Here is a 20,398-nt window from a genome sequence, read left to right as displayed (position 1 = left end):
CGGCGCCCAGGTCACCCTGCCGGCTCGTCCAGCCGCCCCCGGAGGAAGCGCCGCTCCGCGTCGTTGTCCGTGAGGATCAGCGCCTCCTCAAACGCCACGCGGGCCTCCTCGGCGCGGCCAAGCCTGACCAGGAAATCGCCCCGGGCGGCGGCAAGGTACGGGTAGCGTGCCAGCTGTGGCTCGGCACCCAGCGCATCCAACTCTGCCAGGCCTTGGGCATATCCCGCGGCGAAACCCAGGGCTATGGCCCGGTTGAGTCGAACCACGGGGGAGGGCCACCGTTCCATCAGCAGGTCATATAGTCCCAGAATCTCCTGCCAGTCGGTGTCGGACCAGGACCCGCTCTCATCATGCACGGCCGCGATGGCCGCCATGAGGGCGAAGCGGCCCGGCGGCCGGGCAGCTAAAGCTTCCCCAAGGAGCGCCACGCCTTCATTGATGGATTGCCGGTCCCAGGCGGACCGGTCCTGGTGCTCCAGCAGGACGACGTCATGGTGTTTATCGAGCCGTGCATCCCTGCGGGCTTCGGTGAGCAAGACGAGTGCCAGGAGCCCGGCGACATCGGGATCGGCAGGAAGCAGGACGCGCAGCATCCTTGCCAACTCCAGCCCGCGTTCGGCGAGGTCGCGGCGCATCAACTCCGGTCCCGACGGAGCCGTATGCCCCGTGGTGTACACCAGGTACACCACTGCCAGCACCCCGTCCACACGTTCATGCAGCTCGGACGCCGGCGGCACCCGGTACGGGATATGGGCTGCCGCGATCTTCTTCTTCGCCCGGGTGATGCGGGCGGCCATCGTGGATTCGGGCACGAGGAACGCCCGCGCCACCTCGGCCGTGGACAGCCCGCACAACAGCCGCAGCGTCAGGGCTACACGGGCCTCGAGCGCCAGGGCCGGGTGGCAGCACGTGAAGATCAGCCGGAGCCGGTCGTCCGGAATGCCAGCGGCATCGAAGTCCGGAAGACCGCCGTCGTACTCCTCCGGCTCAAGCAGCTTGGGCAGCGACCGTTGAACCGTAGCTGCGCGGCGGCGCATGTCCAGGGCCCGGTGCCGGGCCGCCACCGTGAGCCAAGCCCCCGGATTCCTGGGGATCCCGCTCCCGCCCCAGCTGGACAGTGCGCTGGCATAGGCGTCCTGGACAGCTTCCTCGGCGGTGTCGATGTCGCCAGCCACCCGCACCGTTGCCGCCAGCACGAAGGCCCACTCCCGGCGGTGCGCGGCCGCCACCGCTGCAGCAACCTCCGCGCTGGCGGCCTGCGGCATCAGTTGGCCACCCGCACCGGCCACACCTCGACTCCGACGCCGGCGGGAACCTCCTTGGCGATCTCAAGTGCTTCATCCAGGTCGGCGGCATCAATCAGGTAGTAGCCGCCCAGGGTTTCCTTCGACTCGGCGAACGGACCGTCCGTGACCAGGAATCCGCCGGCCCCGTCGCGGCGGACCGATGTCGCAGTGGAGGAGGGGTGCAGGGCAGCTCCGCCGAGCAGGGACGGGCCACGGCGTTGCTGGAACTCCTGGTAGCTCGCGCTGATCGACTCCCCTTCGGCCTGCCGTGCCACCGATTCGTCCTGGTAGATCAGGATCAGGTACTTGGACATGTCATGCTCCTTTGCCGTGATGAAAGGCCCTTCATCGAGCCCCTACCAATTCGACGCACAGCGGAAGCGGAAATCGACAACACCCGCAGTTTTCCTTCCATTTTCAAAGTACCCCGCCATGGGGGCCTTGCCGCAAGGCCCCGGGGGTGCCGCATACTGGCCGTCGTATACCGGACGAAGGCGGGGGAGCGAGATGCACGACGCAGTGATTGTGGGGTGCGGGCCCACGGGCTTGATGCTGGCGGGGGAACTTCGGCTGGCTGGGGTGGACGCAGTGGTGCTGGAACGGCGCGCGTCCCAGGAACTGGCCGGTTCCCGCGGTGGCGGCATCCACTCGCGCACCATCGAACTGCTGGACCAGCGCGGCATCGCGGACCGGTTCCTCGCCGCTGGCAAGACGGTCCAGACGGCATCCTTCGGCAACACGCAACTGGACCTGGGCGGCCTGCCCACCCGCCACCCGTACACGCTGGCACTGTTCCAGAACCACATTGAGCAGCTGCTGCTCGAGTGGGTGCAGGGCCTGGGCGTGGAGATCCGGCGCGGCGTTGAGGTCACCGGCGTTTCCGCGGACGACGACGGCGCGGAGGTCCAACTGGCCGGCGGCGGGCCCGTGCGGGGCCGCTACGTTGTGGGCACCGACGGCGGGCGCAGCGTCGTGCGCCGGTCCGCCGGCATTCCCATGGTGGGCCCGGACGCTACCCGGAGCAGCCTGATCGCAGAGGTGAAGGCCGCCGGGGAACCGGGCCAGCAGGGGAAGGTGGACGCCCGCGGGATCCACGGGCTGTACCCGATGGGCGGCGGCATGGTCCGGGTGGTGGTCACCGAAGCGTCCCTGGGGCCGGCCACCGAGCCCACCCTGGCAGACCTGCGGGAGGCCCTGACACAGGTCTTCGGCACCGACTTCGGCGTGCACAGCCCCACCTGGCTCTCGCGCTTCACCGACGCCACCCGGCAGGCGGAGGCGTACCGGAAGGGCAGGGTGCTGCTGGCCGGGGACGCCGCCCATGTCCACTCACCCACGGGCGGGCTCGGCATCGGCCTCGGGCTGCAGGACGCCGTCAACCTTGGCTGGAAACTGGGGCAAGTGGTGCGGTGCGTCGCCACCGAAGCCCTGCTGGACACCTACCACGCGGAGCGGCACCCGGCGGGGGAGCGGGCCCTCAAGTACACCATGGCCCAATCCCTCTTCCAGAAGGCCGATCCCCGGCAGGAAGCCCTGCGGGACCTGCTCGGCGAGGTACTGCGCGTCGACGGCGCCGGGACGCCCATCGCGGCGCTCGTCACCGGACTCGACGTCGCCTACCACCGTGGCCCGGGCCACCCGCTCCTGGGCCGCCGCATGCCGGACCTGGACCTGGCCACCCCTGCCGGGCCGGCCACCGTGTACGGGCTGCTGCACAGTGCGCGGCCGCTGCTGCTGGAAGTCGGCGGCCCGGCGCTGGAGGCGGGCTCCTGGGCCGGACGCGTGCTGCACACCCGGGCAACGTACGACGCCGCGTGGCAGCTTCCGGTGCTGGGAACCGTTGCTGCACCCACGGCAGTCCTGGTCCGGCCTGACGGCTACGTCGCGTGGGTGGGGCAGGGGTCGGCGGACGGCCTCGCCGAGGCCCTGGGTACGTGGTTCGGCCCGGCCAACCCGTGAGGATCCAAAACTGGTCCGCGCCACAAATGCATTAATTGGGGGAAACTGAGCAAAAACTGCGGGAGTTCCCCCTATTGCCCGCAGCTGCAGTTTGTTAAGCTGAATCCCGGGTCAGGCAGGTGGCCTTGCTGTTGCTGCCGAGGGAAAGCCTCTTCATTGCCGCCCGCCCCTTTCGCCGGGATCCTGGCAATCATTCCTGGGCACGCAACCGCCCGCAAAGCTGACGCGGATGTGGCCCAGGGTATCCATTTTTCGGGGGTGGGCCACATCCCGTCGTCCACTCCGGGGGCCAGCAGCGTGGCTGGCTCCCGGGCATCGTGCAAACGTCAGTCGTCGAAGTGCGCCTTCACGGCCACAGCGCCGGAGAAGCGGCTGACCAGGGCTTCGGCAATCTCGTGGAGCTTTTGGTTCCGGGTGCTGGACGCACTGCGGAGAAGCTCGAAGGCTTGGTCCTTGCTGCAATTGTTTTGGGCCATAATGATCCCGCAGGCCACATCGATTACGGTCCTCGTGTCCATCGCCGCCCTCAAATTTTCAGCGAGCTGGTCCGCCGAGGCGATCCGCACCGCGAGCCGCAGGGCCTTGCCCGCCATCTCGCCGAATCTCATGGCGTCGGCCACGGCCTGCTCGTCGAAGAGCCCGCTGACCGGAGCGAAGAAGTCCAGGACCGCGCCGCCGTCGTTCTCCAGTTTCATCGGAATCCCCAAAGAGCTGGCGACGCCCGCCGCAGAAAGGGCCGTGCGGTATTCCGGCCAGCGCGGGTCCGTTGACACGTCTTCCAGCAGGACCGGAACCCCAGTCTCCAAGGCCTCGATACAGGGCCCGTCCCCCAGCGATTGTTCGATTCGGTCCAGTACCACGGCCCTCCCGCTGCTGCCTCCGATGGTGGCCGTGCGCTTGCGCCGGTGCAAGGTAACGGCGCACTCGATGGACTTTCCCGTGCTGTTGGTCATGGTGGCTGCCGCGAATCCGGTGAGATCGTCCAGCACGGATTTGATGTCCTCCATGCCGGCGATGAGGTCCACGAGCTCTTCCAGGTCTTCTGCCCTATCCTGTTCCACCATGCCTTCAATGTAGGAGCGGCAGCCAGCACCCACAAGGGCCCGCTCCCAGCTTCCACCCAGCTCCGGGTCAGCGCAGTTATGGAAACGTTATATATGCTTGCTTAGTGGTTTTGAGGTCAAGCAGCGGAAATTCGTCAGTATCGGCCGGCCCGGCGGCGCCCCAGGCCAGGCTCCTTGCCGGGCGTAAGCATGCCCTGGACGGGCTGAGGATCATCGCCGTGGCCGGCGTGTTCTTCTTCCACACGGCCACCGAGTCGATGCCGGGCGGGTCCATCGGCGTGGACGTATTCTTCACCCTCAGCGGCTTTGTGATCACGCTGCTGATCATGAAGGAGCGGATCGCCACCGGCCGGCTGCACCTGGGCATCTTCTACGCCAAGCGGCTGGCCCGGCTTTGGCCCGCGCTCCTGGCGCTCTGCGCCGTGATCGTCACCGCGGGCCTGCTGTTCCCCGCCTCCGGCTGGGGCGGCCAGGCAGGCTTCGTCCTTCCCGCCGCCGCCTATGTGATGAACCTGGCCCACTTCGGCGTGTTTGGGGACCCCATCGCCGGCGAAACCCTGGGCCCCACCTGGACGCTCGCCGTCGAAGAACAGTTCTACCTGGTGTGGCCGCTGCTCCTGCTGGGGATGCTCCGGTTCTGGAAGGTTCGCACCGCTGCCATCGCCACCGTGGGCCTGGCCACCGCTTTCGTGCTGAACCGCTTCCTGCTGGTCAACGCCGGCCAGCCGCTGGACCGGATCTACAACGGACCGGACACCCGCGCCGACGAACTGCTGATCGGCTGCGCCCTGGCCCTGCTCTTCACTGCGGTCCGCGAGGGCTCCAGTCTGCACCGCGCCCTGGCATCGGCTGCCCGCTGGAGTGCTCCGCTGGCCGGGGCCGCCCTCGTGGCCGCCCTGTTCCTGCTGAAGGAACCCGACACCCCCGGCGCCTGGTTCAACACCTTCTGGACCGTGGGCCCCACGGCGCTCGCCCTGGTTTCGGCCGTGCTCATTGGCTCGCTGGTCCTCCAGCCGGCCGGCTTCCTGTCCCGCGTCTTCAGCCATCCCTGGCTGGCCCGCCCCGGCCGCGACCTGTCCTACGCCATGTACCTCTGGCACCTGCCGGTGTACCTGCTGCTGATGCGGCTGATCCCGGCGCTGCCCCTCCGCATCGGGCTGACGGCCGTGCTGACGGTGCTGCTGGCGTACGCGTCCTTCCGTTGGGTGGAGCGGCCACTCCGGCTCTGGGCGAACCAAAAGCTGGAACCCGTCGTCGTCCGTTCCACCGTCAAGCCTTCGAAGCAACCCGTGTCGGCGTCAGCCGGGTAGGTCCACGCCTGCCCTCTGTCCACCAACCAAAAGTCAGCTTTTCCTGATGGGCTGAAGTCCCAGCTGGGGCCTGCCCGCTGAGTCAGGCACAGGGGTTGAGCTCGTACAGTCCGGGCAGCAACCCTCCGGGCGGTCGGCAGCGGCAGCCACCCGCTGCGGCACAGCGCAGCAGGCGTCCCCGCGCCACGCGTTGATGCCTTCACGGACGGCGAGGCCCGCGATGGCAAGCGCTGCTCCAGCGTCGGCCCACCACCAGCCCAGGGCGCTGTTCAGGACGAGTCCAACCAGCAGCACCGCGGAGAGGTAGGTGCACAGGAGCGTCTGCTTGGAGTCCGCGACGGCAGTCCGGGACCCGAGCTCTCGGCCAGCGCGGCGCTGTGCCCAGGAGAGAACGGGCATGATGGCCAGGCTCAGCGCCGCGATCACGATGCCCGGCAGGGAATGCTGTGCTTCGCCGCCGCCGGCCAGGGACCGGATGGAGTCCGCGGCGACGAACGCTGCCAGTGCGAAGAACGATACGGCGATGATCCGCAGGGTCAGGTGTTCGCGGCGTTCGGGATCCTTGGCGGAGAACTGCCATGAGAGCGCCAGTGCTGAGGCCACCTCGATTACCGAGTCCAAGCCGAAGCCGATCAGCGCGGACGAATCAGCAGCGCCCCCGGCCCAGAGGGCAGCGATGGCCTCGATGATGTTGTAGGTGATGGTGGCTGCAGCGAACAGCCTGATCCGCCGGTTCAGCACGCGCCGCCTGGCGACGGTGGGTGCCATGCCTGGGTCCGTCACGCCAGGCACTCCCCATCCGGCGCGCAGCAGGCAGGGTCCACCGCCAGGACAACGCCCAGCAGTTCCTTGATGGCATGGCCGATTGCCTGATCCGCCAGCTCGTAACGGCTCCGTCGTCCATCCGGCACTGCAACAACCAGCCCGCAGCCCCGCAGGCAGGTCAGATGGTTGGACATGCTTTGGCGGGATACCCCCAGGCTGTCTGCCAGGTCGGAGGGGTAGCACGGTGACTCCGCGAGGGCCAGCAGCACCCGCGCGCGGGTGGGATCCGAAACGGCATGGCCGAAGCGGGCCAATACCGGGGCGTGGGTAAGGGTCTGCATGTCCCAAAAGTACAGCCGAAGCTGTATTCAGGCAAAAGTGGATTCCTCCGGGGCCTGCCTAGTAGCCGGCGGGGTTGGCTGACTGGCAGGTCTGGTCGCTGCCGGTCTGCGCCACCACGCTCCCGGAGGAGTCGGCGGACGACGGCGGTGCGGCGGGCTTGGTGCCGGTGGCAAAGTCGGTGCCGGCATACAGCTGCACGCCCTGGATGTTCGCCACCTGCTGGACACTGGTGGCCGGCAGGCCGAAGAGTGCTGCCACGTCGGCGGCGACGTCCTCGAACCCGGCCGAGTAGTACACCATGGTCTGGCTTTGGGCCTGGGCCTGCAGCTTGGTCACCTTGGTGAAGCCGGCATCGGAGAGAAGCCCCGCAATCGCGGTGCTCCGCCCCGCCACCCCGGTGCCGTTGGCGATGGAGACCGGCTGCAGCGACTTGTCGTATGCCGGCGCGGCAGGGGTTGCGGGCGCCTCCGTGGGGGCCGCAGGGGCCGGCTGGCTCAGGTCCGGGCTGTTGCGGAGGGCGGCGAAGAAGTTGGATGCCGCCGGCTCATCCAGGGTCAGCCGGTTGGGGTCCTGGGGGGACGGCACCGTCGGGGTGGTGATGAAGTTGATGTTGGCTGGATCGATGTTCTTCAGCCGGTTGGCGATGGTCAGCAGCGACGGGATGGAGGACAGGCCCGAATCGACGGTCAGGTTCTTGGTGATGGTATCGGCGATGGTCAGCGTCTTCTGCGGGTTGCCCAGGGTGCCCTCGGACTTGAGCTTGCGGCTCAACGAGGCCAGGAAGGCCTGCTGTGCCTGGATGCGTCCCAGGTCCCCGCCATTGGCGAAGGCGTGCCGGGTGCGCAGGAACGCCAGCGCCTGGTCACCCTGCACCTGCGACTTGCCGGCCGGCAGGTTCAGCTGGGAATCGGGATCGTTGACGGCAGCGGTGACGCAGACCTCCACACCGCCAACAGCGTTGGAGAGCTCCTTTACCGCGTTGAAGTCGGCCATCATGAAGTGGTCCACTTCCAGGCCCGTGAGCTTGTTCACCGTGTCCACCGCGCAGCCAATGCCGGCCTGCGCCATGGCGCTGTTAATCATGGCGCTCTTCTGCTCGGGGTACGCCTGGTTGGTTTTGGAATCCGTGCACGCCGGAACGTCCACCATCAGGTCACGCGGGAAGCTGACCACGTTGACGTGCTTGTTGTCTGCCGAGATGTCCAGCAGCATCATCACGTCAGACTGCCCGTAGCCGGAGGACTGGTCCGCCGTGCCGTACTGGCTGTTGTTCCCGCTCCTGGTGTCCGACCCCAGGACCAGGATCTGCAGCCGGTCCGTGCTGTCATTCACGGCACCTTCGGTACGCTGCCCTCCCGCAGACAGCTGCGAGGTGCTGATGTTGGACTGCAGGCGCCAGGCCCAGTAGCCGCCGAACGCCAGGACGCCAAGGAGCAGCACGGACACCACGGCGGTGACGGCTTTGACCCAGCGGGGGGCGTGGCGGAAAGGCCGACGGCGGCGCGAACTGGCGGCGTACAGCTCCCCTTGGCCGGGGTAGGCGGGCGAGCTGGCGGCTTCCTGTTCCGGGCCGGGGGATTTTTTGGAACCGAACACGACGAAATGACCTTCGGGAGGGGACAGGTTTCCGTTACGCTACACGCCGAAGCTGGCAATTCACCCAGAACCGTAGCGCTGGCGGGTGTCCCGGCGCCTCCGCCGGGGTGTGGGGGCGTACTCTTTCTTCTCGGCGGTATCCGCCCCGGCGATGGGCCCGGCCGTGGGGAAAGCCCGGTGTACAGGCTGAGGAACGGACAAATGGATACAGGACAAAAACAGCACGGAACGGGCCGGCCCGCCCGGCGCGGGTTGGGCAAACTGGCGGTCTGGCTGGAGGACGACTCCCCGGGACGCCTGCGCCCGCTGATCCTGGCGGTGGTCCTCACGCTCTCGGCGATCGGACTCGTGGAGGTGGCATCGGCGTCGTCCGTGGAATCCGTGGCGGCAGGAAACAATCCGTACGACCTTCCGCTCAAGCAGGCCATGTGGACCGTGGCCGGCGTGGTGCTCATGCTGGTGCTGGCGCGCATGTCGGTGCGGCGGATCCGGTGGCTGGGCTGGCCGCTGCTGATCGGTTCCCTGTTCGCCCTGGTGCTGGTGTTCACGCCGCTGGGGATGTCCGTGAACGGCAACCGGAACTGGCTGAGCGTGGGCGGCTTCACCGCCCAGCCGTCCGAATTCGCCAAGCTGTCGCTGATTGTGTGGGGCGCCGGCATCCTGGACCGGAAGCAGGCACTGCTGGGGCAGTGGAAGCACGCCGTGATCCCGCTGGCACCAGCAGGAGCGCTGATCATGGGCGTCGTGGCGCTGGGGCACGACCTTGGCACCACCATGATCATCATGCTGATCCTTGCCGCCACCATGTTCTACGGCGGCGTGCGGATGAAGGTGTTCTCCGTGGCCGGGCTGTTCTGCGTGGCGGCGGCCCTGGTGCTCGCGGCCACCAGCGGCAACAGGATGGGCCGGATCTCCTCCTGGCTGGGCATGGGCTCCGACGAGGACGCCCAGGGCATGGGCTACCAGGCGCAGCACGGCGCCTACGCCCTGGCCTCCGGCAGCTGGTTCGGTGTGGGCCTGGGCCAGAGCCGGCAGAAATGGAACTGGATCCCGGAAGCCCACAACGACTTCATCTTCTCCATCCTGGGCGAGGAACTGGGCTTTGCCGGGTCGCTCCTGGTGCTGGGCCTGTTCGCCATCCTGGCCATTGCCGTGTTCAAGACCATCGCCCGCACCACCAACACGTTCTCCAGGATCGTCGCGTGCAGCATCATCACCTGGATCCTGGGCCAGGCGGTCATCAACATCGCGATGGTCAGCGGGCTGCTGCCGGTGATCGGCGTGCCCCTGCCGTTCATCTCCTACGGCGGCTCGGCCATGGTCTCCTCACTCGCCGGAATCGGGGTGATCCTGGCCGTAACACGCCCCGAAGGAACTGTTCCCCCTGGCCGCGGCCGCCTGGGCCGGGGACTGTTGGGCCGCGGGCGCTTCCGCGGGGACAGGCCGGAGGATGCCAGGCCGCACGGAGCGGTGGCCGGCCCCGCCGTGGAGCAGGTCCGGGAGCATGCCCACCAGCGCTAGTGCCGCCGGGCGGGGTCCCGCGGCGCCCATCACCGCCATCCGGTTCATCCTGGCCTTCGGCATCATCAGCGCCTTGATGGACATGGTGTACGAAGGCGCCCGCAGCGTCACCGGCCCGTACCTCGGCGCGCTGGGCGCCTCGGCACTCCTGGTCAGCGTTGTCACCGGCGCCGGCGAGGCAGTGGCCCTGGTCCTCCGCCTTGGGTTCGGGCGGCTTGCGGACAGGCCCGGGCTGCGGTGGGCACTGGCAATCGGCGGATACGCCCTGACTGCCGTGTCCGTTCCGCTGCTCGGCCTCACCGACGCGCTGTGGATCGCCTGCCTCCTGGTCCTGGCGGAGCGGCTGGGCAAGGCCGTCCGGAGCCCCGCCAAGGACACCATGCTGGCCGAGGCAGGATCCGCGATGGGCCAGGGAAAGGCGTTCGCACTGCACGAGGCCCTGGACCAGGTGGGGGCCTTGCTGGGGCCGCTGCTGGTGGGTGCGGCGCTGGCGCTTTCGGGCAGCTACGGCCCGGGGTTCCTGCTGCTCGCGGTCCCCGGACTGGCGGCCATGCTGATCCTCTTCTGGCTGCGGCGGAGGGTCCCTGACCCGGGCCTGTTCGAGCCGACGGACGTCCAGCCCGCCGGTCCTGTTCCCGGCGAAAGCAGCCCCGTCCACGGCGATGCCGCCGCCGTGTCCGGCAAGACCGCCCCCATGCCGCGCCAGTACTGGCTCTACGCTGCGTTCAGCAGCCTGACCATGTTCGGCTACGCCACGTTCGGACTGCTCTCATTCCACCTGGTGGCCACCGGCCTGCTGCCGCCCGCCATGGTGCCGGTCCTCTACGCGGCAGCGATGGGAGTGGACGCGGTCGCCGCCCTGGCCTCCGGCTGGCTCTTTGACCGGGTGGGATTGAAAGTCCTCCTGGTCCTTCCCGTCCTGGCGGCTGCGGTGCCGTGGCTGGGTTTCAGCAACAATGCGGCGCTGGCCGTGGCCGGGGTGCTGCTGTGGGGAGCGGCCATGGGCGTCCAGGAAAGCACCATGCGGGCCGGGGTGGCCGGGCTGGCTCCGGTTGCCCGCCGGGGGAGTGCCTATGGGATGTTCACCGCGTGCTACGGGCTCGCGTGGCTGGCCGGAAGCGTCCTCATCGGGTGGCTTTACGAGTACTCGACTCTAGCCCTCGCCGTCACCGTCACGGCTGTGCAGGCCGCCGCCATGGTGCTCTTCGTCGTCGTCCGTCCCCACGCCGCACGCCCTGAACTGCAGTCTCCGGGAACCGAATCCTCCTAGGCGACCGCTCCGGCGATCTCCGGGCACTCAATGCAGCGGACGTCCGCAACCAGGGAACCGGCGTCGTCCTTTTGGAAGTGGGTGACGTGATTGGTGGTCCTGCCGCAGGTGGGGCAGTAGCTCTGGCTTTGTTTAGTCCACATGCATGAATAATACGGAAAGCCGCGCCAAACGAAAGGTTAAGGACCAGAAGTATGTGGATCCCCGCACGTCCTGTGACCGGATCTTGACCAAACCTGCTGGCGATTCTTCAGGGAACACTGAGTTTCGCCGCGTAGCTTGGGCGCATCAGGCAGTACGGAAGGAGCGCAGGACAATGACCATCACCGATTACATCGTGGCTCTCGGCGGCATGCTGGCTTCACTCGGATGTGCAGGACTCGTGGCCGCCGGCCTCATCAGGGCGCGGGCGCGGCACCAGGCGTAACCCGGGCGGCCGGCTACGCGATCGCCGGGGGGTCGAAACGCGTTCGGGGTGCGCCGCTGGGCATCGCCTTCAGGATGCTGTCCGCCACGCTGCGCACTTTGAGGTTGCGGTTCCTTGACGTTCCCGCCAGCCTGCTGAACGCCTCCGCGTAGGAGCAACGGTTCTGCGCCATGAGCACGCCGCAGGCAACGTCGATGCTGGTGCGGCTCTCCAGGACCTGCTTCAGGTTGTCGCCGGCACGGATCACGCCGTGGACGTCCAGGGCCAGTTTCAAACTGCGCGATGCCACCTCGCCGAACCACGCGGCTTCACTGGTGACCCGGGGGGTGAATGCGTGATTGGCCGGGCCCAGGAACACCAAGGCGGCGGATACGCCTGGTTGCAGTTCCAGGGGCAGGACCAGGGCGGCGCCGAAGCCGTGCTCCAGCAGCCGCCGCCGGTAGGCCTGCCAGCGCGAGCCCGCCTGGCCCACCACCGTGGGCGCGGCCAGCGCGGTGCCCAGCGCGGCCGGGCCGTCCGGGTACTCGTCCTCCGAGGCTGCAACGGCTGCCGCCTCCGGGGTGCTTCCCGCTGTGGCGGTGCATCCCCGCTGCCGGTACAGCACCGCGGCACATTCAACACCGGTTCCTGCCGCGGTACCGAGCCAGCGGGCGGAGGCGTACGCAAGCTTTTGCAGGGATGCGGCCTCGTCCTCAGCCCCGGTCATCAGGTCCAGCAGGAACCCCTGCCGATCGGGCCCCTCATTGTTCGCCGGGCCATCAGCCACCCCGCACCCCCATCTGCCATTACCCCAAGGCCGTGCTGCCGGGGATTGCACAAAAACCTATTAGTCCGGGCAGGCCCCCGGCACGAGTAGCCGGTACTCTACTTTTCCACGGGGGCCTAGGGAGATACCTGTTCGTTTCCTCCGAGGGCGAGGTGGACGGGCGGCAAGTGGGCTACCATGGGTTTGTTAGACGGCCAAGCAAGTAGGATATCGAAGGAATTCGCATGAACCCGCATGGTGCAAGCGAAGGCTCCTGGTACCCATCTGCCGAGGGGAACCGGCCCCGGGCTGTCGACGTCATCAATGCCCTTCGGGAGTTCCGGACCTCGGAGAGCGCCATGAGAAGGCGCACCCGTTCCTCGGTGGCCATGGGGGAGACTGACCTCCTGGCGCTCCGGTACCTGATCGACGCAGAGGCCGCGGGCGTTGGCATCCGGCCCACGCAGCTTGCCGCCCGGCTGGGTATCACCTCCGCATCGATGACCAGCCTCGTGGACCGCCTGGTTGCCGCCGGCCACGTGATCCGCGAACCCCACCCCTCGGACCGGCGGGCCGTCATTCTTCGGCCCACCCCGGGCGCCGACGAGGAGGTGCGGCATAACCTCAACCAGCTGCACAAGCGCATGCTCGAGGCCGCAGAGTCTCTGACCCCCGAGGAAATCACCGCCGTCATGAACTTCCTGCTGCGCATGCGGGAAGCGGTGGATGCCGTGGACCCGAGCCCGGTTGCCGGACTCCGGTAGACAAGTCAGTAATCCTAGTTAGACTAGCTACATTGTTTGGTAACTATCGGATGGCGGATCGCATGACTGCAGTACTTGAACCTCAGGCAGCGGGACAACCGATCCCTGTCCAGGCCCACGATGACATCCAGCTCCACCTGGCGCCGATGGAGCTCCAGGAGCCCCCGGCCTCCGCTCTGCCGGAAGAGCATGCGGAGCCGATGGATCTGGAAGACCCGGCCGCACCCTTCCACTGCGGCGTGGCCATGACCGCCGGGCCCGTCCCCATCGCATCCCTGGGGTGGGCGCCACTGGAGCTCGGCTCATCGGAATGGTCCTGCACCTGCGGCTACACCATGGACAGTGCGCCCGCCGGTGACCCGCTGGAATCCGTCCGGCTGGCATCAGCCAGGGTGGAGAGCCTTCAATGGGAACTTGACGCCGCCCAGGAGCAGTTCGAAAACGCCTTGAGGACCGCTTCGAAGCGCGGCGCGGAAGAGGATGCCCTGGGCAGGGCGGCCGGCCTGAGCGCAGTGGAACTCCAGGACATCCTCGCTGGCGGCTCCGGGCTGCTGTAAGCCCGCGGGCCGCGGAAGGCTCTTAATAGCCCGAAGTGCAGCCATCCGTCTGTTCAGATGCAGCTGCACTTCGGGTTGTTGGAAGCGGAAAAAGCGGTTGCGGCCTGCTCTGGCCCGAAAAGTGGGCGCGGCGAGCGGCCGGGAGTTTTATGCGGCCAGCCGTACCGGCGCGGTACGCGGATGGCGGCGGTTGGGCAGCACGCTGATGGTGCAGGGTGCCTGGTCCGGATCGATCCGCGCGGGCAGCTGCCTTGTTTTGGAAGCGGCGTGGAGCATTTCCAGCGCCTCCTCATCCACCCAGGCGCTGGAGATATCAAGCTCCAGGTCCAGGCCTCCCCTGAGGCAGTTGGCACGCTTTGCCACTACATAGAGGGCGTTGACGCTGTGGATGGTGATATGCCCCTTTGCAATCACCTGGGCCTTGCTGTGGTCCAGATCGACCCGGACCACGATGTTCAGCTTAGAGTTCAAGATATAAAGCCTTCCCCGGCATTGGCTGCGACGCTGCAGCTTCTTGCATGACCTGTTTGCTTAAGCCTCAACTAGATTAGGCAACCAATGTGATGTGCGCAACACAGTGACGTTTGTTACATCGAACGCAGTTTCCTCTCGGTTGGAGGAGCGGTTCGTCACCCGCTGCCCCGTTCTTGGCCCTGGGCACCGGGCAAATGGAAGAATCAGACCTAGTAATCAAGGCACGCACTCAACAACCGACTACCGGTCTGCCGGCCGCCCAGCACGCGGACGCCCAGCAGTACCGCCACCGAAGGACACGCAATGAGCAAAGAACAGCTGATCATCATCGGCTCCGGCCCCTCCGGCTACACCGCCGCCATCTACGCAGCCCGCGCCGGCTTGAACCCCCTGGTTCTGGCCGGTTCCGTCACTGCCGGCGGCGCCCTGATGAACACCACCGAGGTGGAAAACTTCCCTGGTTTCCCCGGCGGCGTCCAGGGCCCGGAGCTGATGGACGGGCTGCAGCAGCAGGCGGAAAAGTTCGGCGCGCGCATCGAGTACGACGACGCCACGTCCGTTGACCTGAAGGGTCCGGTCAAGCGCGTGGTGACCGGAGCGGGGGAGACGTACGAGGCCCAGGCCGTCATCCTGGCCACCGGCTCCGCCTATAAGGAACTCGGACTGCCGGAGGAGAAAAAGTTCAGCGGCCACGGCGTCTCCTGGTGCGCCACCTGCGACGGGTTCTTCTTCCGCGAGCAGGACATCATCGTGGTGGGCGGCGGCGACTCCGCCATGGAGGAAGCAACCTTCCTGACCCGGTTCGGAAAGTCCGTTACCGTCGTGGTCCGCAAGGGTGAGCTCCGCGCGTCCCGCATCATGGCCCAGCGTGCCAAGGACAATCCCAAGATCCGCTTCGCCTGGAACTCCGCGGTGACGGCCATCCACGGAGACGGCAAGGTCACCGGGGTGACCCTGACGGACACCCGCACCGGAGAAACCCGGCACCAGGATGCCACCGGCATCTTCGTGGCCATCGGCCACCTGCCCCGCACCGAGCTGGTGGCCGGCCAGGTGGACCTGGACGACGAAGGCTACATCAAGGTGGATGCTCCCACCACGTGCACCAACCTGTCCGGCGTCTTTGCCTGCGGCGATGCCGTGGACCACCGCTACCGGCAGGCCATCACCGCTGCCGGCACCGGCTGCGCCGCGGCCCTGGACGCCGAGCGCTTCCTGGCCGCCCTGGAGGACGCCGCCAGCATCGCTACGGCACTGGTGGAGGAGCCGACCCACAGCTGAATGCTGTGCAGCGCGATGGCTCCCCGGGTCAGACGACTTCGGGGAGCCTTCCCGTTAAAACCGAAACGGGTGCTGAGGACCAGCGTTCGCGTTCCGGCTCGTACGAGATCACCATTGACGGGTCGCTCTCGCGCGCCTCGTCGATGGCCAGCAACAGGGCGTCCTCCATGTGCCTGGCGTATTCCAGCCGCTCGGGCTGGGAACCCTGCAGCCCGCCGTCGTCAATCAGCACGTGGCCCTTGCCGTCCACGATGACTTTCAATGAATACCCGCTGTCCTCATGAAGGGACCCCCGGGTGGATGAAATTTCCGTGACCCGGTCTGCCCGGACCAGCCCGTTGCCCAGCGTGCGGATCCACACTTCACCCATGAAATGACCTCCCCTTGGCTGTGGGCGCAGATCATCGGCGCCCCATAAGGCGAACGCTACTCCTTCGCGGGCAACTTGTGACCCCCGCATTCTTACCGGGCTTGCGCCGAAAAATGGGGAGCCCGTCCGGCGCCTTTGACCTATGCTGGTTGTCGCCAGCCCACCTGGGGTTTAACCGACTTTGGGAGGAACTTATGTGGTCGAAACTTGATGCGTATCTCTTTCCGCTCCGGCCACCGGCAACGTGTCCCTCCGGCACCTTCGTGCTCCACGTTCCCTCTGGAAGGATGGAGTGGTCCGAAGGCATGTTCGGCATTCACGGCCTCAAGCAGGGCGAAGTGGTGCCCACCCTGGAACTCTTTATGGCCCACAAGCATCCGTTGGACCGGGAGCCGGTCCGCGCCCTCTGGGAAAACCTGCTGGACGGCGGCGGCCAAGGCGCGCTCCTCCACCGGGTCATTGACGTGCGCGGCAGGGAGCGGCGCGTTTTTTCCGCAGTCCAGGCCATGGCCGATCCATCAGGACACGTTGAATATGTCCGCGGATTCATGGTGGATGTGACCCAGAGCCTTCGCATCGAATCCCAGCACGCGGCAGAGGAAGCCATCGAGGGGGCATACGGGCATAAGGCCCTGATCGAACAGGCCAAGGGCGTTGTCATGGCGCTGCGGGGTGTGGACGGGCCGGCGGCGTTCCAGGTCCTGGCCACCAGGAGCCAGCACGCCAACACCAAGCTGCATTTTGTTGCCGAAGAACTGGTGAGTGCCGCGGCGGACGGCAAAGCCGATGAACTGCTGGCGGGCTACTGATTCCCCGGCACAGCCTCTCCCCGCCCGGCTCCTGCCACCGCCCGCGGGACCTTCGGCACTTCCCGCCGTCGTACGCCAGGGGCGACTCTGGTTGCACGTCCGTGGGCCCCCCTCCCTTGAATCGATTGCTGGGTAACTGCCGTTTTGAGCGCCGAAAACGGCCCGTACGGAGCAATCGATGCTGAAATCAAGGGCCTTACGGCGTGAGCCAGGAAACCGGTGAGGAGGGTGGCATGGCAGGCAGGTCCGGTGCCGGCCGCAGCGGCAGCATAGGCTCTGCGATCGTCAACGCCCTGCTGCTTTACGGGATTAACATCTGGCCCGGGTGGCAGGTGCTGCCGTTCCTGACGGCGGACATGGCCCGGGTCCTGGACCTGATCAATGCCTCGTTGATCGCCGGCATCATCGTGAATCTCGTGTGCGTGCTGATCCGCTCCAGGGTGCTGCTGGCACTGGGAAACCTTGTGGTCATGGGCATCGGGGTGGCTGCCATGCTGCGTCTCTGGGACGTCTTCCCCTTCGACTTCGGCACCGCCTGGTCCGGCTGGCCCGTCCTGGTGCGTGTCTTCCTGGTCCTCGGAATCGTCGGCTCGATCATTGGTGCCATTGCTGAACTGGTGAACCTGTTCCGCGCCCTTGCCGGGCTGGAGCCGCGGGCCCGCTGAGGGCCGGCAGACCCATCAGAGCACCCCCGGAGATTCCTGGCACCCCCGCCAATACGGGAGGTCCGGATCGGGCGGCCATAGGATAAATCTGATGACTTCCCCGGATGACCCCGAGCCCTTCAACCTGCGCAGCATTGCGGTGGCCGCCTTCGGCCCCACGTTGCTTTTCGGAATCGGGCAAGGTGCCATCCTGCCGGTGGTGGCCTTGTCCGCCCGCGACCTGGGTGCCTCGGTGGCGGTAGCAGCCCTGATCGTCACCCTGATCGGACTGGGGTCCTGGTTCTTCAACCTGCCCGCGTCCCTGGTGACCCTGCGCTTCGGCGAACGCTGGTCCATCGTGGGCGCCGCCGTCGCCGCCGGCCTGGCCCTGGCAGCCGCCGCCACGTCCTCCCTCGCCCCGAACGGACTATGGCTGCTCGCCGTGGCGATGACCGTCGTCGGGATGTCCGGGGCGGTGTTTGGCCTGGCGCGGCAAAAATACCTCACCGAGGCGGTGCCCGTGGCGTTCCGTGCCCGCGCGCTGTCCACGCTGGGTGGCGTGAACCGGATCGGGGTGTTCATTGGCCCGTTCGCGGGGGCGGCGGTGATGCAGTTCTTCGGCATCGCCGGCGCCTACTGGGTGGGCGTAGTGGCGATGGCGGCCGCCGCCCTGCTGTCCCTCACCATCCCGGACCTTACGACGCCGGAGGTCCGCACCGGTGCGGACGCCGGGCCCCAGCCCACGCTCCGCAGCGTTGCGGTGTCCCATGCCGGGGTGTTCCTTTCGCTGGGCGTTGGCATCCTGCTGCTCAGTGCGCTGCGCTCCTCCCGGCAGGTGGTGATCCCGCTATGGTCCGACCACCTGGGCATGGACGCCACCTCCGCATCCCTGATCTACGGGCTGTCCGGCGCAATCGACATGCTGGTGTTCTACCCGGCCGGAAAACTCATGGACCGCAAAGGCCGGCAGTGGGTGGCGGTCCCGTCCACGCTGCTCATGGGCACCGCGCTGCTCCTCATTCCGCTGACAGGTTCCTTCGTGGGGCTGCTGCTGGCCGCGCTGCTGATCGGGTTCGGCAACGGGATCAGCTCCGGGCTGGTGATGACCCTCGGCGCCGATTTTTCGCCGGACCGCGGCCGCGGGCAGTTCCTGGGCCTCTGGCGGTTCATGGCCGATGCCGGGTCCACCGGGGGACCGGTGCTCCTCTCCGGGGTGACGGCCCTCGCCTCCCTGGGCCCGGGCATCGCCGCCACGGGCGTCCTGGGGTTCGCGGCGGCGGCGGTGTTCGCCGTCGTGATTCCCCGCCTGAAGCACCGCCGCAACTACTGATGCGTGTTTGCGCGGCCGGTTGGTGGGTAGGCCGCCCCGCGAGGCTATTCTCGACTCATGAGTGATCCCGGCGCCGCTGCCCGCATCAGTCCGCTGCAGAAGGCCGTGTGGTGGGCGCAGGACTATGTCTACGCCGCGGCTTGGCAGGTCCGCGGATTCTTCTCGCGCGTCCAGCCGGCGTCCTTCCGCAACGGGACCCGCGCACCCGTAGTGATCATTCCCGGCGTGTACGAAAACTGGCAGTTCATGATGCCGCTCATCCAGGCCATCCACGACGCCGGGCACCCGGTGCATGTGGTCACGGTGCTTCAGCGCAACAAGCTGAAAGTGCCGGACGCCGCCAAACTGGTGGCCCAGCACCTGGAGGAGGCAGGGTTGCGCGATGCCATTCTCGTGGCCCACAGCAAGGGCGGACTGATTGGCAAGTACACCATGCTGTCCCTGGATCCCGAACACCGGATCGACCGGATGATCGCTGTGTGCTCGCCGTTTTTCGGCTCGCGCTACGCCCGGTACATGCTGCTGCCCAGCCTGCGCATCTTCTCGCCGCGGAACGCCCTGACCCTCCAGATGTCCCGCGAGCTGGCCATCAACAGCCGCATCACTTCCCTCTACGGGCCGTTCGATCCGCACATCCCGGAGGGGAGCGACCTGCCCGGGGCCACCAACATCGAGCTGCCGGTGGCCGGGCATTTCCGCATCCTTGGCGACCCCGCCACCGCCCGCATCATTGTGGAGCAGCTGAACCTTCCGGCCTGACTGTGCTGTCTGCGGAACCGGGCGCCCGCGCTGCCGACGGCGCTTTTGCGGCGATGTGCCGGGCGATGAAGGCCGCGTCCCTTCCCACGCCGTGCACCATCGAGGATGCCAGCGACTGCTGGAAGGTGGCCCCGAGGAAATAAAGCCCATGCGTTTTGGATATGCCGCGGACCTGCTCCGGCTCCCCGTCCGGGCCGAACACCGGCAGGTCGATCCACGCCAGGTCCGGCCGGAATCCGGTGCACCAGATGACGTTGGAGATTTCAAGAGTCCTGCCGTCTGCGAGCAGTGCGCGGCCGTCCTTGGCGCCCTCCGTCCTGGGGACGCGTTCGACGCCGGCACGCACCAGGTCACGGTCCTTCACCCTGACCAGTGGCCCGCTGTGGGCCAGGATCTGCGGGCGGGCTTTCCGTCCGGCGGGCGTGTTGAGGTTGAGGACGTGTGAGAAGGCGAAGAAGACGGCGAGGGTGAGCGGACGCGCCGCTACCGCTTCGATGGGCCAGGGAATCTGGCCGGGGTGCCGGCCGGAGAGATAGGTGGTGCGGGTGGACGCGAGTTCAAGCGCGACGTCGGCTCCGGAGTTGCCTGCCCCCACCACGAGGACGGGGCCTGGTGCCAGGTCGTCCGGGCTCTGATAGCTGGCCGCCGTGAGTTGCCTGATATCCGGGCTGAGTTGCCCGGCGAAGGCCGGCACCTTTGGCTTGCGGTCCCAGCCGGGGGCGACCACCACGTTGTCCGCCTCCAGGTCCTGGCCGTCAGCTTCGATGGTGAAACTCTTTCCGTTGTGGCTGAGGCGGGTGACCCTGCGATTGTTCCTGATGGGCAGGTTGAACTTCTTGGCATAGCTGCCGAGGTAGTCGGCGAATTCTTCACGCGACGGATAGGACCAGGGCGGGCCGGGATAGTGGCTGCCGGGCAGGGCGTCGTACCGGGCCGGGGTGAAGAGCCGGAGGGAGTGCCATCGGTTGCGCCAGCTGTCCCCGGTCCGCCCGTTGCCGTCGAGGATGACGTAAGGGCGTTCCAGGCGCGACAGGTGGTAGCCCATCGCCAGTCCTGCCTGGCCGCCGCCGATGACCACGGTGTCGAAGTGCTCTGACATGATGCCCTGCCCTTCCGCCCCTGTTC

Annotated in this window: 22 protein-coding genes; 11 read left to right on the top strand and 11 right to left on the bottom strand. The window is 67.4% G+C overall.

The features are described from left to right. Positions 1 to 11: 11 nt before the first annotated feature. Entirely contained in the window at positions 12 to 1,289 is a 1,278-nt protein-coding gene (locus tag J2T23_RS09010) for an RNA polymerase sigma factor (RefSeq protein WP_307359166.1), read from the bottom strand. Continuing rightward, positions 1,265 to 1,600 carry a YciI family protein gene (locus J2T23_RS09005; protein ID WP_307359164.1) on the bottom strand — a complete coding sequence of 112 codons (336 nt, stop codon included), beginning with the start codon at positions 1,598 to 1,600 and terminating at the stop codon, positions 1,265 to 1,267. Before J2T23_RS09005 ends, J2T23_RS09010 begins: the two co-directional genes overlap by 25 nt. Positions 1,601 to 1,793: 193 nt before the next feature. Here J2T23_RS09005 and J2T23_RS09000 point away from each other — a divergent pair, with 193 nt between their 5' ends. Then, positions 1,794 to 3,245 (top strand): FAD-dependent monooxygenase, encoded by a 1,452-nt coding sequence (locus tag J2T23_RS09000; RefSeq protein WP_307359162.1) that lies wholly within the window; start codon positions 1,794 to 1,796, stop codon positions 3,243 to 3,245. A gap of 326 nt (positions 3,246 to 3,571) precedes the next feature. Here J2T23_RS09000 and J2T23_RS08995 read toward each other — a convergent pair whose 3' ends face one another. Continuing rightward, on the bottom strand, positions 3,572 to 4,309 hold the full coding sequence (locus tag J2T23_RS08995; protein WP_307359159.1) for a GAF and ANTAR domain-containing protein: 738 nt from the start codon (positions 4,307 to 4,309) through the stop codon (positions 3,572 to 3,574). Between the two features lie 104 nt (positions 4,310 to 4,413). Between J2T23_RS08995 and J2T23_RS08990 the strand changes: the two genes are divergently transcribed. Then, positions 4,414 to 5,619: an acyltransferase family protein gene (locus tag J2T23_RS08990; RefSeq protein WP_307359156.1), complete on the top strand. Its 1,206-nt coding sequence runs from the start codon at positions 4,414 to 4,416 to the stop codon at positions 5,617 to 5,619. A gap of 33 nt (positions 5,620 to 5,652) precedes the next feature. Here the strand turns inward: J2T23_RS08990 and J2T23_RS08985 are convergent, their stop codons facing one another. Genes J2T23_RS08985 through J2T23_RS08975 form a run of 3 tightly spaced genes read right to left on the bottom strand, consistent with a single transcriptional unit; the run spans position 5,653 to position 8,322 of the window. After that, positions 5,653 to 6,387: a cation efflux transmembrane domain-containing protein gene (locus J2T23_RS08985; protein ID WP_307359154.1), complete on the bottom strand. Its 735-nt coding sequence runs from the start codon at positions 6,385 to 6,387 to the stop codon at positions 5,653 to 5,655. An 11-nt stretch (positions 6,388 to 6,398) separates the two neighbouring features. Then, on the bottom strand, positions 6,399 to 6,725 hold the full coding sequence (locus tag J2T23_RS08980; protein WP_307359151.1) for an ArsR/SmtB family transcription factor: 327 nt from the start codon (positions 6,723 to 6,725) through the stop codon (positions 6,399 to 6,401). 58 nt (positions 6,726 to 6,783) lie between these two features. After that, the gene (locus J2T23_RS08975; protein WP_307359147.1) at positions 6,784 to 8,322 is read right to left on the bottom strand and encodes an LCP family protein; all 1,539 of its coding nucleotides are present in this window, start codon (positions 8,320 to 8,322) and stop codon (positions 6,784 to 6,786) included. A 201-nt stretch (positions 8,323 to 8,523) separates the two neighbouring features. Here J2T23_RS08975 and ftsW point away from each other — a divergent pair, with 201 nt between their 5' ends. Next, on the top strand, positions 8,524 to 9,843 hold the full coding sequence (gene ftsW / locus J2T23_RS08970) for a putative lipid II flippase FtsW (protein ID WP_307359142.1): 1,320 nt from the start codon (positions 8,524 to 8,526) through the stop codon (positions 9,841 to 9,843). After that, complete coding sequence (locus J2T23_RS08965) at positions 9,827 to 11,113, top strand: MFS transporter (protein ID WP_307359139.1); 1,287 nt, start codon at positions 9,827 to 9,829, stop codon at positions 11,111 to 11,113. Before ftsW ends, J2T23_RS08965 begins: the two co-directional genes overlap by 17 nt. Here the strand turns inward: J2T23_RS08965 and J2T23_RS08960 are convergent. Then, on the bottom strand, positions 11,110 to 11,256 hold the full coding sequence (locus J2T23_RS08960; protein WP_307359137.1) for a hypothetical protein: 147 nt from the start codon (positions 11,254 to 11,256) through the stop codon (positions 11,110 to 11,112). The genes J2T23_RS08965 and J2T23_RS08960 overlap by 4 nt on opposite strands. A 297-nt stretch (positions 11,257 to 11,553) precedes the next feature. Then, positions 11,554 to 12,306, bottom strand: coding sequence for an ANTAR domain-containing protein (locus J2T23_RS08955; protein ID WP_307359135.1), 753 nt, complete (start codon positions 12,304 to 12,306; stop codon positions 11,554 to 11,556). 224 nt (positions 12,307 to 12,530) lie between these two features. Between J2T23_RS08955 and J2T23_RS08950 the strand changes: the two genes are divergently transcribed. Next, a complete protein-coding gene (locus J2T23_RS08950; protein ID WP_307359133.1) occupies positions 12,531 to 13,049 on the top strand; it encodes a MarR family winged helix-turn-helix transcriptional regulator in 519 nt (172 codons plus the stop codon). Between the two features lie 62 nt (positions 13,050 to 13,111). Beyond that, entirely contained in the window at positions 13,112 to 13,606 is a 495-nt protein-coding gene (locus J2T23_RS08945; protein ID WP_307359131.1) for a hypothetical protein, read from the top strand. A 147-nt stretch (positions 13,607 to 13,753) separates the two neighbouring features. Here the strand turns inward: J2T23_RS08945 and J2T23_RS08940 are convergent, their stop codons facing one another. After that, positions 13,754 to 14,077 (bottom strand): hypothetical protein, encoded by a 324-nt coding sequence (locus J2T23_RS08940; RefSeq protein ID WP_307359128.1) that lies wholly within the window; start codon positions 14,075 to 14,077, stop codon positions 13,754 to 13,756. A 306-nt stretch (positions 14,078 to 14,383) separates the two neighbouring features. On the opposite strand from J2T23_RS08940, the gene trxB reads away from it, so the two are divergent. Beyond that, positions 14,384 to 15,361 carry a thioredoxin-disulfide reductase gene (trxB, locus tag J2T23_RS08935; protein WP_307359126.1) on the top strand — a complete coding sequence of 326 codons (978 nt, stop codon included), beginning with the start codon at positions 14,384 to 14,386 and terminating at the stop codon, positions 15,359 to 15,361. Between the two features lie 28 nt (positions 15,362 to 15,389). Here the strand turns inward: trxB and J2T23_RS08930 are convergent, their stop codons facing one another. Then, positions 15,390 to 15,731, bottom strand: coding sequence for a thioredoxin domain-containing protein (locus J2T23_RS08930; RefSeq protein WP_307359124.1), 342 nt, complete (start codon positions 15,729 to 15,731; stop codon positions 15,390 to 15,392). A 287-nt stretch (positions 15,732 to 16,018) separates the two neighbouring features. Between J2T23_RS08930 and J2T23_RS08925 the strand changes: the two genes are divergently transcribed. From J2T23_RS08925 to J2T23_RS08910, 4 genes are all read left to right on the top strand, one after another. Continuing rightward, positions 16,019 to 16,540, top strand: a complete 522-nt coding sequence (locus J2T23_RS08925) for a PAS and ANTAR domain-containing protein (RefSeq protein WP_307359122.1) — start codon at positions 16,019 to 16,021, stop codon at positions 16,538 to 16,540. A 233-nt stretch (positions 16,541 to 16,773) separates the two neighbouring features. After that, positions 16,774 to 17,205: a hypothetical protein gene (locus J2T23_RS08920; RefSeq protein WP_307359121.1), complete on the top strand. Its 432-nt coding sequence runs from the start codon at positions 16,774 to 16,776 to the stop codon at positions 17,203 to 17,205. 91 nt (positions 17,206 to 17,296) lie between these two features. Continuing rightward, positions 17,297 to 18,514 carry an MFS transporter gene (locus J2T23_RS08915; RefSeq protein ID WP_141159618.1) on the top strand — a complete coding sequence of 406 codons (1,218 nt, stop codon included), beginning with the start codon at positions 17,297 to 17,299 and terminating at the stop codon, positions 18,512 to 18,514. Between the two features lie 57 nt (positions 18,515 to 18,571). After that, positions 18,572 to 19,273: an esterase/lipase family protein gene (locus J2T23_RS08910; RefSeq protein ID WP_307359118.1), complete on the top strand. Its 702-nt coding sequence runs from the start codon at positions 18,572 to 18,574 to the stop codon at positions 19,271 to 19,273. On the opposite strand, the gene J2T23_RS08905 is transcribed toward J2T23_RS08910, so the two are convergent. Next, positions 19,242 to 20,372, bottom strand: a complete 1,131-nt coding sequence (locus tag J2T23_RS08905) for a flavin-containing monooxygenase (RefSeq protein ID WP_307359116.1) — start codon at positions 20,370 to 20,372, stop codon at positions 19,242 to 19,244. The two genes, J2T23_RS08910 and J2T23_RS08905, sit on opposite strands and share 32 nt — an antisense overlap. Between the last annotated feature and the right edge of the window lie 26 nt (positions 20,373 to 20,398).

The organism is Pseudarthrobacter niigatensis (genome assembly GCF_030812615.1).
In the GTDB taxonomy this organism is placed as follows: Bacteria; Actinomycetota; Actinomycetes; order Actinomycetales; family Micrococcaceae; genus Arthrobacter; species Arthrobacter niigatensis.
The sequence above is the reverse complement of the archived record's forward strand: the minus strand, read 5'-3'. Positions and strand labels throughout refer to the sequence as shown.

Excerpts from the sequence above, each read along its gene's own strand:
- J2T23_RS09005 (WP_307359164.1), bottom strand. The coding sequence starts at position 1,600 with ATGTCCAAGTACCTGATCCTGATCTACCAGGACGAATCGGTGGCACGG.
- J2T23_RS08930 (WP_307359124.1), bottom strand. The coding sequence starts at position 15,731 with ATGGGTGAAGTGTGGATCCGCACGCTGGGCAACGGGCTGGTCCGGGCA.
- J2T23_RS09000 (WP_307359162.1), top strand. The coding sequence starts at position 1,794 with ATGCACGACGCAGTGATTGTGGGGTGCGGGCCCACGGGCTTGATGCTG.
- J2T23_RS08905 (WP_307359116.1), bottom strand. The coding sequence starts at position 20,372 with ATGTCAGAGCACTTCGACACCGTGGTCATCGGCGGCGGCCAGGCAGGA.
- J2T23_RS08965 (WP_307359139.1), top strand. The coding sequence starts at position 9,827 with ATGCCCACCAGCGCTAGTGCCGCCGGGCGGGGTCCCGCGGCGCCCATC.
- J2T23_RS08995 (WP_307359159.1), bottom strand. The coding sequence starts at position 4,309 with ATGGTGGAACAGGATAGGGCAGAAGACCTGGAAGAGCTCGTGGACCTC.
- J2T23_RS08925 (WP_307359122.1), top strand. The coding sequence starts at position 16,019 with ATGGAGTGGTCCGAAGGCATGTTCGGCATTCACGGCCTCAAGCAGGGC.
- trxB (WP_307359126.1), top strand. The coding sequence starts at position 14,384 with ATGAGCAAAGAACAGCTGATCATCATCGGCTCCGGCCCCTCCGGCTAC.
- J2T23_RS08960 (WP_307359137.1), bottom strand. The coding sequence starts at position 11,256 with ATGTGGACTAAACAAAGCCAGAGCTACTGCCCCACCTGCGGCAGGACC.
- J2T23_RS08915 (WP_141159618.1), top strand. The coding sequence starts at position 17,297 with ATGACTTCCCCGGATGACCCCGAGCCCTTCAACCTGCGCAGCATTGCG.
- J2T23_RS08910 (WP_307359118.1), top strand. The coding sequence starts at position 18,572 with ATGAGTGATCCCGGCGCCGCTGCCCGCATCAGTCCGCTGCAGAAGGCC.
- J2T23_RS08980 (WP_307359151.1), bottom strand. The coding sequence starts at position 6,725 with ATGCAGACCCTTACCCACGCCCCGGTATTGGCCCGCTTCGGCCATGCC.
- ftsW (WP_307359142.1), top strand. The coding sequence starts at position 8,524 with ATGGATACAGGACAAAAACAGCACGGAACGGGCCGGCCCGCCCGGCGC.
- J2T23_RS08945 (WP_307359131.1), top strand. The coding sequence starts at position 13,112 with ATGACTGCAGTACTTGAACCTCAGGCAGCGGGACAACCGATCCCTGTC.
- J2T23_RS08985 (WP_307359154.1), bottom strand. The coding sequence starts at position 6,387 with ATGGCACCCACCGTCGCCAGGCGGCGCGTGCTGAACCGGCGGATCAGG.
- J2T23_RS08950 (WP_307359133.1), top strand. The coding sequence starts at position 12,531 with ATGAACCCGCATGGTGCAAGCGAAGGCTCCTGGTACCCATCTGCCGAG.
- J2T23_RS08920 (WP_307359121.1), top strand. The coding sequence starts at position 16,774 with ATGGCAGGCAGGTCCGGTGCCGGCCGCAGCGGCAGCATAGGCTCTGCG.